Source organism: Paeniglutamicibacter sulfureus (assembly GCF_030512175.1).
Classification (GTDB): Bacteria; Actinomycetota; Actinomycetes; order Actinomycetales; family Micrococcaceae; genus Paeniglutamicibacter; species Paeniglutamicibacter sulfureus.
Genome location: NZ_JAULBL010000002.1, coordinates 2,783,650 through 2,798,463, shown reverse-complemented (window position 1 = coordinate 2,798,463; position 14,814 = coordinate 2,783,650). Strand labels below are relative to the sequence as shown.

Sequence of the window (14,814 nt, the reverse complement as noted above, 5' to 3'; positions counted from 1 at the left end):
ACGGCGGAACGGTCCTTAAATCTTCGAATGATGGTGTGCGTGCGCAGCGCGAAGACACGCCCCCGCCATTTTACGCCCACAGAATCGACAACCACTAAACCTTGATCCACCGATCCGCCCCCGGTCGTCGTCTGCTGGCGACGGACGGGGGCGGTTTCGTTTTTGGGCACGGGAAGGGTGCCGGCCTCGCTGTCGGCGGGTGTTCCACGATGGTTTCCTGGTTGCGCCGCAGAGGGCTCGGTGAACGGTTCTAGGCGATTTGGGGTGGGGCGTGCGCGGAAGTGAAGAGCCGTTCCCACTCGGTTTCCCAGGGCCAATCCAGCGGAAGCCGGAGCCTGGTTTTCCTGGCGCTGCGCGCGATGCGCGCCGGAACCTGGATGAGCTTGCGCCGGACCGTTGCGCTCCTGGCGTTGGCGAAGGTGCCGCCGGCCAGGATCCCGGCGGCGCGGGTGAGGTTGTAGGCGATGGCCGCGGCCACCAGCCATGCACTATTGGCGCCGAAGTGCCCGGAGGGCATATGGGCCAGTGCGCTGTCCTTCAAATCCGCGTTGACCTGCTCGATGACCGCGTGTTGGCGGTGGGTCTTGTCCGCAGCGACAGTGTCCAGGACGCCGGAATCCACGGTGGTGAAGAACGCGTGGAAACGGTGGGTGTCAAAGAGGGTGCCTTGCCCGGCGGCCTTCTTCGGGTTCAGTTCCGGGATCCGGCGCACGACCAGGCGCCCGGGAACCCGTTCGGCTTTCTTGCGGGAGGTGAACGCGGTGAAGCCGGTTTCGGCGACCTCGGCGCTGGAGACCAAGACCCCGGTGGATTCGTCAAGGATCGCATCGGTGTAGTGGATGGTCTCCCAGGCAGTCTCCGGGATCGTGGCGATCGCCCGCTTCACGGCCGGGTCCATGCGCACCGTCACCGAGACCTGCGCGCCCGCCTTCATGGCCGCCGATACCGGCCCGTGGCCGTAGTAGGCCGAGTCGAAACGGCACAACACCTTCGATCCGGGCTGGCAACGTGTGAGCGTGCCCAGTGCCTCGGTGACGAACTTCTTGGCTCCGCGGGCGGAGTTGGCTGCGCCCTTGCGCAGGCGTTGGGCGGCAATGAACGGCACCGCGTCCTTCGTGGATGCTGTGGCCAGCAAGGCGTTGAGCCCGCGCACCCCGGAATATCCGTAGCCCGAGCCCTGCTTCTGGTATCCGTGGACCTCGATGATGGTGTCATCGACGTCAAGGAAGATGAACTCGTTCTCCCCGGGGTTTCCCAGCAGCGGGGCCTTGCGGTTCAGGCCCACCAGGAACCTGGAGGCCACGGCATCGAGCTGGCGCACGTGCCCGAAGGTGAAGGAGCGCAGGAAGGACCCCAGGGTGGAGGGGGCGTAGCAGGCGGTGAAGACCTTTTTCATGGCCCCGTGCCGCAACAGGGCCATATCGTCAATGGAGTCGGCGCCGGCCACCATCCCGGCCACGAGAGAAGCAATCTTTAACCCGGCGTTGGCACCTTTGTCGGTGGGCACGCTGAGCCACTGGTCGGCCAGTTCATGCAGGCCCGAGTCCCGGGCCAGGACCATGGCCGGCAGCAACCCGGCGGCGGACACGAGGTTCGATTCGTCGAAGGAAACTGACACGGCGGAGGGTTTGTGGGAAACTTGCATCTACGAGATGCCCTTCATTTCAGGAATGTTGTTACTGTCGCAAGTTCAATTTTCCCTGATATGACGGGCATTTCGTGGTTAAAACGCCGAGCAGGTCCCAAATCTCATCGGTGGATCAAGGCTAAAACGGGGCTCGTTCGCGTGTGCCACCGCCTCGCTGCCGGTGGCACAAACGCCGACGCTTGGAGCGAAATATGGCGTCGAATGACCCTGTTTCACCGCCGGTGACGCCCCGGATCGCTAGGCTTGGAGAAACACCATCCCACGATTTTTTGTTGCGAGGTCAATTCAGCATGAGCCTTCCCATCGACTCCAATCCGTCATTCGCCGACTACGCCCATCCCGAACGACTGGTGTCCACCGACTGGCTGGCCGCCAACCTTTCCACCGAGGGCCTGGTGGTTGTCGAATCCAACGAGGACATCCTGCTCTACGACACGGGCCACATCCCGAATGCGGTGAAGATCGATTGGCACTCCGAGCTCAACGACGAAGACACCCGCGATTACGTCGATGGCGAGCGCTTCGCCGCGCTGATGGCGTCCAAGGGCATCAGCCGCGACACCACGGTGGTCATCTACGGGGACAAGTCCAACTGGTGGGCCGCCTACGCCCTGTGGGTGTTCACCCTCTTCGGGCACGAAGATGTCCGCCTGCTCGACGGCGGCCGCGACAAGTGGATCGCCGAGGGCCGGGAGACCACTCGCGAGAAGCCGTCGGTCATCCCGGGCAGCTACCCGGTCATCGAGCGCGACGACACCGTCATCCGCGCGTTCCTGCCCGAGGTGCTGGGGCACTTCGGCAAGCCCATGATCGATGTCCGCTCCACCGAGGAGTTCACCGGCGAGCGCACCCACATGCCTGCCTACCCCGAGGAGGGCACGCTGCGTGGCGGGCACATCCCCACGGCAGCTTCGGTGCCCTGGGCCCGCGCCGCCCAGGAGAACGGCACGTTCAAGTCCCGCGCCGAGCTCGAGGCGATCTACCTCGGCGAGGCCGGGCTGGCCTCCGGTGACGACATCATCACCTACTGCCGCATCGGCGAGCGCTCCAGCCACACCTGGTTTGCCCTGCAGTTCCTGCTCGGCTTCGAGAACGTCCGCAACTACGACGGTTCCTGGACCGAATGGGGCAATGCCGTGCGCGTGCCCATCGTCAAGGGCATCGAGCCCGGTGCCGTGCCTGCGGGATACGGGGGCGTGGCAGCATGAGCGAATTGCCACAGGCCCTGGCCGAGATCGTCGAGGATTTCCAGTCCGTCACCGAGCCCGAGCGCTTGGAGATGCTGCTGGACTTCTCCGAGGAACTCCCCGAGCTGCCCCCACGCCTGGCCGAACACCCCGACCTGCTGGAGCAGGTCGTTGAGTGCCAGACCCCGCTGTTCCTGAACATCGAGGTCGAGCCCGCCGGCGAGCACCGGGTATCACTGTTCTTCTCCGCTCCCCCGCAGGCGCCGACCACCCGCGGGTTCGCCTCCGTCCTGCACCAGGGGCTCGACGGTCTGCCGGCCGCCGAGGTGCTGGCCGTCCCCGACGACATGCCGCAGCAGCTGGGGTTGACCCGTGCCCTGACACCGTTGCGTTTGCGTGGCATGAGTGCCATGCTTGCCCGTATCAAGCGACAGGTCAGCGAGCGGGTTGCCGCTGCCGGCTCGTAGGCCGAAACGATCGAAGAAGTTTGGGCGTCGGCACGTGCCGACGCCCAAACGCGGTTAACGGAGGATGGGGAAAGCCATGTCCAAGAAAAAGAACACACACTCGACCGGCACGCCCGCGACCACGCTGCTGGACCGCGAGTCGGTCCCCTACACGGTGCACTCATACGTCCACGACCCGTCCGTGGAGAACTACGGGATGGAAGCCGCGGAGGCCATCGGCGTCCCGGCGTCCCGGGTGTTCAAGACCTTGTTGGTGTCCACCGGGGAACCGGGGCCCGCGGCGTTGGTGGTCGGGATTGTCCCGGTCGACCGGTCGCTGGACCTCAAGGCCATGGCCGTGGCCCTGGGGCTGAAGAAGGTGGAAATGGCCGACCCGGCGGTGGCAGAGCGCCGCACCGGATACGTGGTGGGCGGCATTTCGCCGCTGGCCCAGCGCAACCGTTCTCGCACGCTGCTTGATGCCAGCGCGTTGGCCCATGAGACCGTCTATGTCTCCGGCGGGCATCGCGGGCTTGACCTCGAGCTGGCTCCGGCGGACCTGCAGCGTCTCACCGAGGCAGAGATCGCCGCAATTTCCCACTAGCCTTCCGTGGCTGCCCAGCCCCCCGGGCGGGGGGCGTCCAACACGGACCGGACGAAGGAGGCAACCTCCGCCTCCCAGCGCTGCGGATCGACGTTCCACTCGCGGGTGTGGCCCGCCCGGCTGAAGCGCCGCAGCCCCACCATGTCCGGGTTCAGCTCCGCCAGCTGTTCGGAGGGGCCGATGGGGACGAAGTCGTCGTCCTCGCTGTGCAGGATCAGGGTGGGCAGGCGCAGCTGGTCGTGCCGCTCGACCCAGTTCAGGATCTTCAAATCCAGGGGCGCCGCAAGCCCGGTGATCCAGCGTCCCGCCTTGTTGACCAGCAGCCATTGGCCGAACCTGCCCACTGCCTCGGGGATGCGGTTGCGCTTGGCCTGGTGCGAGAGCACGTCGATCCAGTTGATCACCGGCCCGTCGAGCACCAGCGCGCCGATCCTGCGTGCGTGCCGCGACCTGTCCGCCACCTGCAAGGCAATGGCCCCTCCCATGGACCAGCCAAAGAGCAGGATTTCCTTCGCACCCCGGGCAATCGCGTAGTCGATGGCAGCCTCGATGTCGGGCCATTCGGTGGCCCCCAGCCCGTAGCGACCGTCAACTGCGGCCGGGGCCACCCCGTCGTTGCGGTAGGAGACCAGCAGCGCGCTGAGTCCAAGCCGCTGCAGCGTCGGGATCGCGCGCAGTCCCTCCTTGCGGTTGGCGCCGCGGCCGTGGACGCAGATCGCCCAGGTGTCCGCCTCGGAGTTGCCTTGGACGAACCATGCCGGGGCCATACCGCCCAGAATGGGGATCTCGACCTCGTCGTAGTCAACGTCAAGATCCTCGGGGGAATCGTAGACGATTCCGGAGAACCGTCCGCGGGCCGCGGCGGACAGGTCTCCGAAGTAGATTTTTTCCACCGCCCGGGTCACGGTGCCGTCACCCAGGCGGTAGCCCTTGGGCTCACCCAGGCGTGCATGACCGGTGTCCGCGGAGAAGAACAGCGAGTATCGTCCCGGGGCCGTGGAATCCTTGTTCGCCGAGAGGATCACGTCGCTGCCCTCCGCGGTGCGCACCAATGCCAGGATCTCCAGGCTCTGGTCCGGCTCCGCGTCGGGCGTCACCACGCGGCGGGCAAAGTAGGCGGCCAGCGCCGAAACGCTGCCGGCAAACACCGATCCCGCCGCCGCGCCAATGCCCACACCCAGCAGCGCCCAGCTCAGGCCCTTGCCTGCGGATCGGGCGCGCGGGGGCATCGGGGAATGTTGTTCCTTCATGCCTACCATCATTGCAAATAAAAGCCTCCACCCAGTGGTTTTGGCACGCAGGGAATTGACTGGTCGGCATCGTGCCGGGAATGGGCAGGACCATGCCGGTGTTGTGCGTTGTGTGAGTGAAATCCAGCCCCCAGAAGAATCCAGCACCCCCACCCCAGGCGTCACCAAGACCGAGGAGCAGTGGCGCACCGAATTGACCCCGGAGGAATACCAGGTCTTGCGCAAGGCCGGGACCGAGCGTCCCTACACCGGCGAGTACTGGGACACCACCACCGAGGGTGTCTACGAATGCCGCGCCTGCGGCCATGAACTCTTCACCTCCAACGCCAAGTTCGATGCCGGCTGCGGGTGGCCGTCGTTCTTCGCCCCACTGGCCGAGGACCGGGTGCGCTACATCCGCGACTCCACGATGGGCATGGTCCGCATCGAGGTGCGTTGTGCTGCCTGCGATTCGCACCTGGGCCACGTCTTTGAGGGTGAGGGCTTCAATACCCCCACCGACCAGCGCTATTGCATGAATTCGGTCTCGCTGCGGCTCAAGACGAGCTAGCCGGCGACATGTCCGGATCCCCGGGGCCGAGCATTCCCTGCACACATGCCTTGGTGAGCACGGCATGGCACATGCGACAGCGTTGCTAATGCTCACACCGTTTTTCAATCAGTAACCACGACCCCTCAGTACGCTGGAACCAAGCTAAGGTCCGCAGCATCCGCGCGGCGCATCCAGCCGTACCGAAAGGGGTCTCCCACCATGTCACAGGCAACTCTTCCCAAGCCGCTGTCCAACTCAGAGCTCGTCAATTCCGCGCCGTGGTTGGCGCTGAAGGCCGCGGCCACCGAGTTCCAGGGCCTCCAGGGGCAGGACGGCTCGGTGCCGGAGGCCGCCGACAAGCCGCGCGCCGCGGCCTTGGCTGCGACCATCGCCGAATCGCTGCACGCATTGGCCCCGCAATTCCCGCACGACGCTGCCTACCTTGAGGGACTCGTCTCCGACCTGGCCACCTGGAGTGCCTCGGGCTTTGGCATTCCCGACTTCCTTGACTCGCTGCGCGCCTTCGCCCCGCAGCTGGCGCGCGAGGATGGATTGCGCCATGTGGTGCTTTTCCCGATGTACACGCAAAACGGATCCACCGACAGGCTGCTCGAGGCGGTCCTCGTCGAGGTCATCTGGCCCGAGTTCATCGCCGGGCTTGAAGCCGGGGACTACTCCAACAAGCTCTTTGTCCCACTGCGCTTCCTGGATTTCACCCCGGGCTACGACACCAATTCCGCGGTGCTCTTCCCCGAGTCCGTCGCCATCCGCGAAACGCCCGCCTTCACCTGGGGCGCGATCTTCCAGGACCGCGAGGCGGCCCGCTTCCGCCGCGTGCTGAAATCCGCCGCACAGATCACCAACCTGGAGCTGCCGGCGGATGCCGCCGAAATGCTCGAGGACCAGGCCCTCACCGAGGAAACCTTCGTGATGTGGGACCTGATCCACGACCGCACCCACATGCGCGGGGACCTGCCCTTCGACCCGTTCATGATCAAGCAGCGCATGCCCTACTTCCTCTACTCGCTCGAAGAGCTGCGCTGCGACCTCACCGCGTTCCGTGAATGCGTGAAGATCCAGCACGACACCTCGGCCGACCCCACCACTCGGCACCGTGCCAGGCTGGTGCAGTACGCGGTGATTTTCGACCGGATCTTCCGCTTCGCCATGACCGGCACCCGCACCCGCAACTACGACGCCGTGGGCGGCCAACTGCTCTTCGCCTGGATGCACCAGCACCACGTGCTGCACTGGACCGACACCAAGCTGTCCATCGACTGGGACCAGGTCCCGGAGGTGGTCTCGGCCCTGGGAGACGCCATCGACGAGCTGTACTGGCGCTCGATCGACCGCCCGAAGATCGCCCACTGGCTGGCCGCCTACGAGCTGGTCTCCGCGACCTTGGTCCCGCACCCGGGCTCGGTGTGGGCCAAGGGAGCCGACGCACTGCCGCTTTCCTCGCCGCTGCGCGAGATGACCAACCAGGTCCTCGACGACGAGTTCCCGCACTCGATGTTCTACGAGGCCCTGGCCAAGAAATTGCGCCCGGTCATCGACTCCACCATCGGCATCACCGGCACCTCGTCCATCTGATCCCGCCGCCGAAATCACCAGCAAAGGCTAGACTCGCTTCCATGGCTGACCTCACTGATTTGAAGGTACTCATTGCCGGGGCCACCTCCGCCTCGGGTGTCGCGGCTGCCCATGCACTGTGCGCCGCCGGCGCCACGGTGCTGGCGGCAGGTTCCAATGCCGAAAGGCTTGCCGAACGGCTGCCCTTCGTGCACGGGCGCTACGAAGTCGATCTGGCCAACCACGCTGCGGTGACCGAGCTGCGCCAGCTCATCGACGTGGAGCGCGGTCCCGTCGACGGGTTGCTGCACCTGGTCGGCGGCTGGCGCGGCGGCAAGGGCCTGGCCGGGCAAAGCGACGACGACTACGAATTCCTGCACACGCAGGTCGTGACCACGCTGCGCAACACCACCAGGGTCTTCCGCGACGACCTGGTGGCCTCGCGCCGCGGCCGCGTGGCCATCGTCTCGGCCACCGCCGTCGATGCGCCGGCCGGCTCCAATGCCAACTACACCACGGCCAAGGCCGGGGCCGAGGCCTGGATGCGCGCGGTGGCCGCCGAGCTGCGCACGGCGCAGGCCGGGAACAAGGACAACCCGGTTCCCCAGCGCGCCGCTGCCGCCATCTGGGTCATCAAGGCGTTCACCGACGCCCAGGCCCGCGCGGCGCACCCGGAGCGCAACACCGCCGGACACACCGACGTCGCGGCCCTGGGCGCCGCTGCAGTTGAGCTTTTCTCCGGCGAGGCAGCCACGCTCAACGGTGCGCGCATCCACCTGCCCACCCGCTAACTCCCCCCCCCCCCCACACAATCCCCTTGTTAGGACGCAATGCCAGTGACTACTTCGATTCATGATTCCTCTGTGCGCGGCTTCGCCTCGGACAACTACTCCGGTGTCCACCCCGAGGTCCTTTCGGCCCTGACCCAGGCCAACGGCGGGCACCAGGTCTCCTACGGCGATGACCAGTACACCGAGGAACTTGGTTCCGTCGTCGCCGGGCACTTCGGCGAGGGCGCCACCGTCTTCCCGGTGTTCAACGGCACCGGCGCCAACGTCATCGCGCTGCAGTCCCTGCTGCCGCGCTGGGGAGCGGTCATCTGTGCCGCCACCGCCCACATCAACGTCGATGAGAACGGCGCCCCGGAGCGCATGGGCGGCATGAAGCTGCTCTCCGTGCCGTCCACCGACGGCAAGCTCACCCCCGAATTGATCGACATGGAGGCGTGGGGCTGGGGGGACGAGCACCGAGCCCAGCCGCTGGCCGTCTCGCTGACCCAGTCCACCGAGACGGGCACCCTGTACAGCCTGGAGGAATTGCGGGCCATCACCGACCACGCCCACTCGCTGGGCATGCGCGTGCACATGGACGGGGCACGCATTTCCAATGCCGCAGCCGCGCTGGGGGTGGGACTCGGCGAGATGACCACGGGCACCGGAATCGACATCCTGACCCTGGGCGGCACCAAGAACGGCATCATGTTCGGCGAGGGCATCGTGACGCTCTCGGAGGGTCCTGCCGAGTCGATGAAGTACCTGCGCAAGATGAACATGCAACTGGCCTCGAAGATGCGCTTCATCTCCGCCCAGCTGCTGGCGCTCTACGGCTCCGACCTCTGGCTGACCTCGGCCGCGCACGCCAACGCGATGGCCGCCAGGCTTTCGGCGGCGGTCGAGGCAACCGACGGCGTGGAGCTGGTCTACCCGACGCAATCCAACGGCGTGTTTGCCGAGCTGCCCAATGCCGTTGCCGACAGGTTGCGCGAGCGCTTCCGCTTCTACGACTGGAACCGCGCCGCGGGCCAGGTGCGCTGGATGTGCTCCTTCGACACCACCGAGGCGGACGTCGATTCCTTCGTCGCGGCCCTCTCGGAGGAACTTGCCGCCAACTAGGGGGGTGTGGTCCCCCACCGGACGCCGGAGGGCGGGGCGCAACGCGGTCCCGCTCCCCCGGCGTGCCGCAGGCGGCATGGCGACGGCCACACTTTAGAGTGGCCATGTGAGTTCAAACGGACCAGTCCAAGCAGTGCCGCCGGCCTTCCTCGAAGCCCTGGCCGCAGTTCGCCGTGCCAGCTGCCGGCGCGAGATCCAGCTCCAGGAAATTCCCGCACCGGCCCGCCTGGCGCCCTACGCCCTGGCCTTGTCCGCCGATGTCCTCGAACGCGTCCCGCGCAGGACGGACCAGTCGGCACCGGTGCACGCCGAGGAACTGGCCACCGGGCGCTTCGTGCTCTTGCACGATCCGGCCGGTTCAGCCCTCTGGGACGGCACCTTCCGCATCGTGACCTACATCAGGGCCCGCATGGATTCGGAAATGGGCAACGACGCCATGCTGGGCTCGGTGGCCTGGACCTGGCTGCTGGATGCACTGAACGAATCCGGCGCCGACTACCGACAGGCCGGCGGCACCGCGACCCGCGTGCTGTCGGAGAGCTACGGCACCCTGGAGGACCGCAGTGAAACCATCGACATCGAACTGCGCGCTTCCTGGACCCCCGGCGACCACCACATCTCCACCCACCTTGAGGCCTGGGCGGACATGGTCTGCACCTTTGCCGGCCTGCCCCCGCTGCCCAGCGGCGTCACGGCGCTTCCGCACCGCAGGCTCTCCTAGATCCATCCGCCCGCGGCCCGTCAAACCAGGTCCCGGGGCAATCGGTACTAGAATCGATAGACCATGACCAGCACCCCCCATGCCTCGAACCCCAGCCACAGCACCGTGGAGGACGATCCGTCCGCCCCGGCGCACGCCCCGGAAACCGACGAAGCGCCGCAGGAGGTGCTCCCCGAACCCGTCTTGCTGGACACCCCGCGCGACGGTGTTCCCGAGGTCGTCACCACTGAGCCCGGCCTGCGCCGCGCCGCGCGCGCCATTGCCGCAGGCACCGGCCCGGTCTCCGTTGACGCCGAGCGGGCCTCCGGCTTCCGCTACGGCCAGCGGGCCTTCCTGGTCCAGCTGCGCCGCGAAGGTTCGGGCAGCTGGCTCATCGACCCGGTGCCCTTCGAAAACCTGGACCCGATCCAGGAGGCCATCGGCGACGAGACCTGGATCCTGCATGCAGCCTCGCAGGACCTGCCCTGCCTGCGCGAGCTGGGCATGGACCCGGCACGACTCTTTGACACCGAACTTGCAGCCCGCATCGCGGGGTTGCCGCGCGTGGGATTGGGCCCCGCGGTGGAATCCCTGCTGGGGCTGCGGCTGGCCAAGGAACATTCGGCCGCCGATTGGTCGACCCGCCCGCTGCCCGAGCCGTGGCTGCGCTACGCGGCGCTGGACGTCGAGGTCCTTGACCGGTTGCGCGAAGAATTGATCAAGATCCTGCAGGCCGACGGCAAGCTAGGGTTCGCCGAGGAGGAGTTCGAGGCGGTGCGCAAGGCCCCCCCGGCACCACCTCGCGTGGACCCGTGGCGCCGCACCTCCGGCCTGCACCAGATCCGCGACCGCCGGACCCTGGCCGCAGTGCGCGCCCTGTGGGAGACCCGCGAATCCCTGGCCCAGACCCGCGACGTGGCCCCGGGCCGGCTGATCCCGGATTCCGCGCTGGTCGCCGCAGCCAAAGCCATGCCCAAGAGCGTTCCCGCGCTGCTGAAGACCCCCGGCTTCCACGGACGCTCGGCCGCCAAGGACGCCCCCAAGTGGCTGCGCGCCCTGCAGGACGCGGCCGCGACCAGCGACCTGCCGCCCAACCAGGTGCCGTCGAACTCGCCCCCGCCGCCCAAGGTCTGGGCCGACAAGGACCCGGTGGCCGCCGCGCGGCTGCAGACGGCCCGCGCGCGGGTGGCCCGCACCGCCGAGTCACTGAACATCCCCACCGAGAACCTACTCACCCCCGACACGCTGCGCCGGCTGTGCTGGAGCCCGCCGGCGGAGATCGATCCGGACACCGTGTCGGCGACGCTGCGGGGCCTGGGCGCCCGCGAGTGGCAGATCGAGCTGGTGGGACCGGTGCTCACCGTGGCGCTGCTGGATCCGGACGAGTTGGCCAAGCGCTGATGAAGGGCCGGGCAGGTTCCCTCGACAAATCGGGGGAACCTGCCCGGCCTTTTCCTTGCCCGGGAGCGCACGGCTTGCACTCTAAGTTACTCACCAGTAGCGTATGGGGTGGATCACATCCCCATCCCGATCACAAGGAGTACCGGTGAGCCCCCAGCCAGTGAACACGCGCAATGCGCGGCAGGTCCGCGACGTCGTCTTCGTCGACGGCGTCCGCACCCCCTTCGGCAAGGCCGGAGACAAGGGCATCTACCACGGCACCCGCGCCGACGACCTCGTGGTTAAGTGCATCCGCGAGCTGGTGCGCCGCAACCCCTCACTGCCACCCGAGCGCATCGACGAGGTGGCAATCGCCGCCACCACGCAGACCGGGGACCAGGGCCTGACCATCGGGCGCACCGCCGCGCTGCTGGCCGGCCTGCCCCGCTCGGTGCCCGGTTTCGCCATCGACAGGATGTGCGCCGGGGCGATGACGGCGGTGACCTCCACGGCCGGCTCCATCGCCTTCGGCGCCTACGACGTGGTCATCGCCGGCGGCGTCGAGCACATGGGCAACCACCCCATGGGCGCCGGAGCCGACCCGAATCCCCGCTTCCTGGCCGAACGCATCGTCGACCCTGCGGCCCTGAACATGGGCAACACCGCCGAGAACCTGCACGACCGCTTCCCCGCCATCACCAAGGATCGCGCCGATGCCTACGCGGCGGCCTCCCAACAAAAACTCGCCACGGCCTACGCGGCCGGGGACATCCAGCCGGATCTGGTCCCGGTCGCGGCGCGCCGCCCCGGTGAGGGCTTCAAGCTGCACACCTCCGACGAGCCGCCCCGTCCGGGCACCACGCTCGAGTCGCTGGCCGAGCTGCGCACCCCCTTCCGCGCCCACGGGCGGGTCACCGCCGGCAACGCCGCGGGCCTGAACGACGGGGCCACCGCCGCGGTGCTGGCCAGCGCCGAGGCCGCGGCGGAACTGGGCCTGAACGTCAAGATGCGCCTGGTTGCCTACGCCTTTGCCGGTGTCGAACCCTCGGTCATGGGCATCGGCCCGGTCCCGGCCACCGAGAAGGCCCTGGCCCAGGCAGGCCTTTCCATCGACGACATCGGGCTCTTTGAGATCAACGAGGCCTTCGCGGTCCAGGTTCTTTCGTTCCTTGACCACTACGGCATCGAGGACACCGATCCGCGGGTGAACCGCTACGGCGGCGCCATCGCCGTGGGACACCCGCTGGCCTCCTCGGGCGTGCGCTTGATGACCCAGCTGGCCCGCCAATTCGGGCAGGATCCCACGGTGCGCTACGGCCTGACCACCATGTGCATCGGGTTGGGCATGGGTGGCACAGTGATCTGGGAAAACCCGCACCACGCAGACTACGGAAAGGACGCCTAAGGCCATGAGCCAGAGCACCATTGAAAATTTCGCTTCCCTTGCCTCGCTGGTCCCCCACGAGATCATCACCCACTCGCTCGTGGAGGACGTCCAGCTGCCCGGCGGCCACAGGATGGCGCTGTTGACCCTTGACAACGGTTTCGACCACACCAAGCCAACCACCCTGGGTCCCAACACCCTGCTGGAACTGCACGCCACGCTCACCGAGCAAAAGCGCCGGGCCGCCGCCGGGGAGATCCAGGCCCTGGCCGTCACCGGAAAGCCGCACTTCCTGGTCGCCGGCGCCGACCTCTCCGGGGTCAAGAACCTCACCGAACCGGTGCACGGCCGCGCCATGGCGGAACTGGGCCACGCAGCCTACGACCTGCTCGCGGACCTGGGGGTACCGACTTTCGCGTTCATCAACGGCGTGGCACTGGGCGGCGGACTGGAAATCGCCCTGGCCTGCACCTACCGCACCGTCTCCACCGGAGCCAACGGCATCGGGCTGCCCGAGGCCTTCATCGGGCTGGTCCCGGGCTGGGGCGGGGTCTACCGGCTTCCGCGGCTCACCGGGCCAGAGGCCGCCATGACGGTCATGATCGAAAACCCGCTGAACAACAACCGCTCACTGGACGGAACCGCGGCCGCGAAGCTCGGCATTGCCGACGCCTTGTTCGAGCCTGCCGATTTCCTGGAGCAATCCCTCCTCTGGGCCGACGGCGTGCTCGGCGGCGGGACCACGGTGCAGCGCCCGAATGCGGTGGAACCGAACGGCAACCCGGCCATTGCCGCGCGCTGGGCCGCCGCCGCGGCCAAGGCCCGGGCCTTCGTGGAGGCCAAGACCTCCAACGCGGCCCCGGCGCCGGCCAAGGTGCTCGAGGTCTTCGAGGCCGGCGCCTCCATCACCCAGAAGGAATCCGCAGCACTGGAAATCGCGGCCCTGACCGAACTGATGCAGACCAACGCCTTCCACAACACCGTGTACGCATTCCTTGACCTGGTCCAGAAGCGTTCCAAGCGCCCCGCCGGAGCCCCTGACGCCAAGCTGGCGCGGCCCGTCACCAAGGTCGGCGTCGTTGGCGCCGGGCTCATGGCTGGGCAGCTGGCCCTGCTCTTCGCCAAGAACCTCAAGGTGCCGGTGGTCATCACCGACATCGACCAGGCGCGAGTGGACAAGGGCCTGGCCCACATCCACGGCGAGGTCGACAAGCAGCTGGCCAAGGGCAGGATCTCAGGCGATGCCGCCAACCGCACCAAGGCCCTGGTCACCGGCGCGGTGTCCAAGGAGGCCTTCGCGGACGCCGATTTCGTGATCGAGGCGGTCTTTGAGGAATTGGCCGTCAAGAAGCAGGTCTTTGCCGAGGTCGAGGCAGTCGTCTCCCCCGAGTGCATCCTGGCCACCAACACCTCCTCGCTCTCGGTCACCGAGATGGGCCGGGACCTGAAGAATCCCGAGCGCCTGGTCGGCTTCCACTTCTTCAACCCCGTCGCGCTGATGCCGCTGCTGGAGATCGTGCGGGCCGAACGGACCGGAGAGGTGGCACTGGCCACCGCGTTCGCCGTCGGCAAGGCGCTGCGCAAGACCAGCGTGCTGGTCAAGGACGAGGCCGCCTTCGTGGTGAACCGCATCCTGCTGCGCCTGATGGGCGAGATCGCCCAGGCCTTTGACGACGGGACCGATGCGGCCACCGCCGACGGCGCACTGCGTCCGATGGGCCTGCCAATGACCCCGTTCACGCTGCTGGCAATGGTCGGGATCCCGGTGGCCCACCACGTCTCCGAATCACTGCACGCGGCCTTCGGCGAGCGCTTCCACGTCTCGAAAAACCAGCAGGTGCTCATTTCCCACGGCATCACCTCGCTCTGGACACCCACGGCGGACGGCGGAGCGGAAATCCCGGAGTCCACGCTTCGGTTGCTGGAATTCGGCAACAGCCCGAGCACCGCAGCGGACCTGCTGGTGCGCACGCAGGACGCACTGGCCCGGGAAATCGGGCTGATGCTCGACGAGGGCGTGGTCGCCGGCCCCCAGGACATCGACCTGTGCATGGTCATGGGAGCCGGCTGGCCCATGCACTTGGGTGGCATCACCCCGTACCTCGACCAGGTGGGCGCCTCCGAGCGGGTCAACGGCCGGAAGTTCCACCAGGATTGAGGTTTGGCCCGGAAGTCGGCGTGACGCGGGCGGGGCAACGGATCGAACCGTTGCCCCGCCC

The 14,814-nt window shown here is 67.4% G+C and carries 13 protein-coding genes; 11 read left to right on the top strand and 2 right to left on the bottom strand.

Features of this window, described 5'->3' with window-relative positions; genetic code table 11:
- Positions 1 to 250: 250 nt before the first annotated feature.
- Positions 251 to 1,645 carry an IS1380 family transposase gene (locus tag Q2T94_RS19325; RefSeq protein WP_302265605.1) on the bottom strand — a complete coding sequence of 465 codons (1,395 nt, stop codon included), beginning with the start codon at positions 1,643 to 1,645 and terminating at the stop codon, positions 251 to 253.
- A 293-nt stretch (positions 1,646 to 1,938) separates the two neighbouring features.
- Here Q2T94_RS19325 and Q2T94_RS19320 point away from each other — a divergent pair, with 293 nt between their 5' ends.
- The 3 genes from Q2T94_RS19320 (at position 1,939) to ybaK (ending at position 3,885) form a co-directional block, all read left to right on the top strand.
- Positions 1,939 to 2,856 (top strand): sulfurtransferase, encoded by a 918-nt coding sequence (locus Q2T94_RS19320; protein WP_264270683.1) that lies wholly within the window; start codon positions 1,939 to 1,941, stop codon positions 2,854 to 2,856.
- Positions 2,853 to 3,302, top strand: a complete 450-nt coding sequence (locus Q2T94_RS19315; RefSeq protein WP_264270682.1) for a SufE family protein — start codon at positions 2,853 to 2,855, stop codon at positions 3,300 to 3,302. Before Q2T94_RS19320 ends, Q2T94_RS19315 begins: the two co-directional genes overlap by 4 nt.
- A 76-nt stretch (positions 3,303 to 3,378) precedes the next feature.
- The gene (ybaK, locus tag Q2T94_RS19310) at positions 3,379 to 3,885 is read left to right on the top strand and encodes a Cys-tRNA(Pro) deacylase (protein WP_302266213.1); all 507 of its coding nucleotides are present in this window, start codon (positions 3,379 to 3,381) and stop codon (positions 3,883 to 3,885) included.
- Here the strand turns inward: ybaK and Q2T94_RS19305 are convergent.
- A complete protein-coding gene (locus Q2T94_RS19305) occupies positions 3,882 to 5,135 on the bottom strand; it encodes an alpha/beta hydrolase (RefSeq protein WP_302266212.1) in 1,254 nt (417 codons plus the stop codon). The two genes, ybaK and Q2T94_RS19305, sit on opposite strands and share 4 nt — an antisense overlap.
- Before the next feature lie 121 nt (positions 5,136 to 5,256).
- Here Q2T94_RS19305 and msrB point away from each other — a divergent pair, with 121 nt between their 5' ends.
- The 8 genes from msrB (at position 5,257) to Q2T94_RS19265 (ending at position 14,753) form a co-directional block, all read left to right on the top strand.
- Positions 5,257 to 5,685 (top strand): peptide-methionine (R)-S-oxide reductase MsrB, encoded by a 429-nt coding sequence (gene msrB / locus Q2T94_RS19300; RefSeq protein WP_302266466.1) that lies wholly within the window; start codon positions 5,257 to 5,259, stop codon positions 5,683 to 5,685.
- 201 nt (positions 5,686 to 5,886) lie between these two features.
- Entirely contained in the window at positions 5,887 to 7,260 is a 1,374-nt protein-coding gene (locus Q2T94_RS19295; RefSeq protein WP_302266211.1) for a DUF6421 family protein, read from the top strand.
- Positions 7,261 to 7,301: 41 nt separating this feature from the next.
- The gene (locus Q2T94_RS19290) at positions 7,302 to 8,030 is read left to right on the top strand and encodes an SDR family NAD(P)-dependent oxidoreductase (protein ID WP_264270678.1); all 729 of its coding nucleotides are present in this window, start codon (positions 7,302 to 7,304) and stop codon (positions 8,028 to 8,030) included.
- Between the two features lie 39 nt (positions 8,031 to 8,069).
- Positions 8,070 to 9,131, top strand: coding sequence for a threonine aldolase family protein (locus Q2T94_RS19285; RefSeq protein WP_264270677.1), 1,062 nt, complete (start codon positions 8,070 to 8,072; stop codon positions 9,129 to 9,131).
- Between the two features lie 106 nt (positions 9,132 to 9,237).
- Positions 9,238 to 9,852, top strand: a complete 615-nt coding sequence (locus tag Q2T94_RS19280; protein WP_302266210.1) for a DUF3000 domain-containing protein — start codon at positions 9,238 to 9,240, stop codon at positions 9,850 to 9,852.
- A 63-nt stretch (positions 9,853 to 9,915) separates the two neighbouring features.
- On the top strand, positions 9,916 to 11,232 hold the full coding sequence (locus Q2T94_RS19275) for an HRDC domain-containing protein (RefSeq protein ID WP_264270675.1): 1,317 nt from the start codon (positions 9,916 to 9,918) through the stop codon (positions 11,230 to 11,232).
- 145 nt (positions 11,233 to 11,377) lie between these two features.
- Positions 11,378 to 12,616 (top strand): thiolase family protein, encoded by a 1,239-nt coding sequence (locus Q2T94_RS19270; protein ID WP_264270674.1) that lies wholly within the window; start codon positions 11,378 to 11,380, stop codon positions 12,614 to 12,616.
- A gap of 4 nt (positions 12,617 to 12,620) precedes the next feature.
- Positions 12,621 to 14,753 carry a 3-hydroxyacyl-CoA dehydrogenase NAD-binding domain-containing protein gene (locus Q2T94_RS19265; RefSeq protein WP_302266209.1) on the top strand — a complete coding sequence of 711 codons (2,133 nt, stop codon included), beginning with the start codon at positions 12,621 to 12,623 and terminating at the stop codon, positions 14,751 to 14,753.
- Positions 14,754 to 14,814 lie beyond the last annotated feature (61 nt).

Excerpts from the sequence above, each read along its gene's own strand:
- Q2T94_RS19295 (WP_302266211.1), top strand. The coding sequence starts at position 5,887 with ATGTCACAGGCAACTCTTCCCAAGCCGCTGTCCAACTCAGAGCTCGTC.
- Q2T94_RS19315 (WP_264270682.1), top strand. The coding sequence starts at position 2,853 with ATGAGCGAATTGCCACAGGCCCTGGCCGAGATCGTCGAGGATTTCCAG.
- Q2T94_RS19265 (WP_302266209.1), top strand. The coding sequence starts at position 12,621 with ATGAGCCAGAGCACCATTGAAAATTTCGCTTCCCTTGCCTCGCTGGTC.
- Q2T94_RS19325 (WP_302265605.1), bottom strand. The coding sequence starts at position 1,645 with ATGCAAGTTTCCCACAAACCCTCCGCCGTGTCAGTTTCCTTCGACGAA.
- Q2T94_RS19285 (WP_264270677.1), top strand. The coding sequence starts at position 8,070 with ATGCCAGTGACTACTTCGATTCATGATTCCTCTGTGCGCGGCTTCGCC.
- ybaK (WP_302266213.1), top strand. The coding sequence starts at position 3,379 with ATGTCCAAGAAAAAGAACACACACTCGACCGGCACGCCCGCGACCACG.
- Q2T94_RS19290 (WP_264270678.1), top strand. The coding sequence starts at position 7,302 with ATGGCTGACCTCACTGATTTGAAGGTACTCATTGCCGGGGCCACCTCC.
- Q2T94_RS19305 (WP_302266212.1), bottom strand. The coding sequence starts at position 5,135 with ATGAAGGAACAACATTCCCCGATGCCCCCGCGCGCCCGATCCGCAGGC.
- Q2T94_RS19320 (WP_264270683.1), top strand. The coding sequence starts at position 1,939 with ATGAGCCTTCCCATCGACTCCAATCCGTCATTCGCCGACTACGCCCAT.
- Q2T94_RS19275 (WP_264270675.1), top strand. The coding sequence starts at position 9,916 with ATGACCAGCACCCCCCATGCCTCGAACCCCAGCCACAGCACCGTGGAG.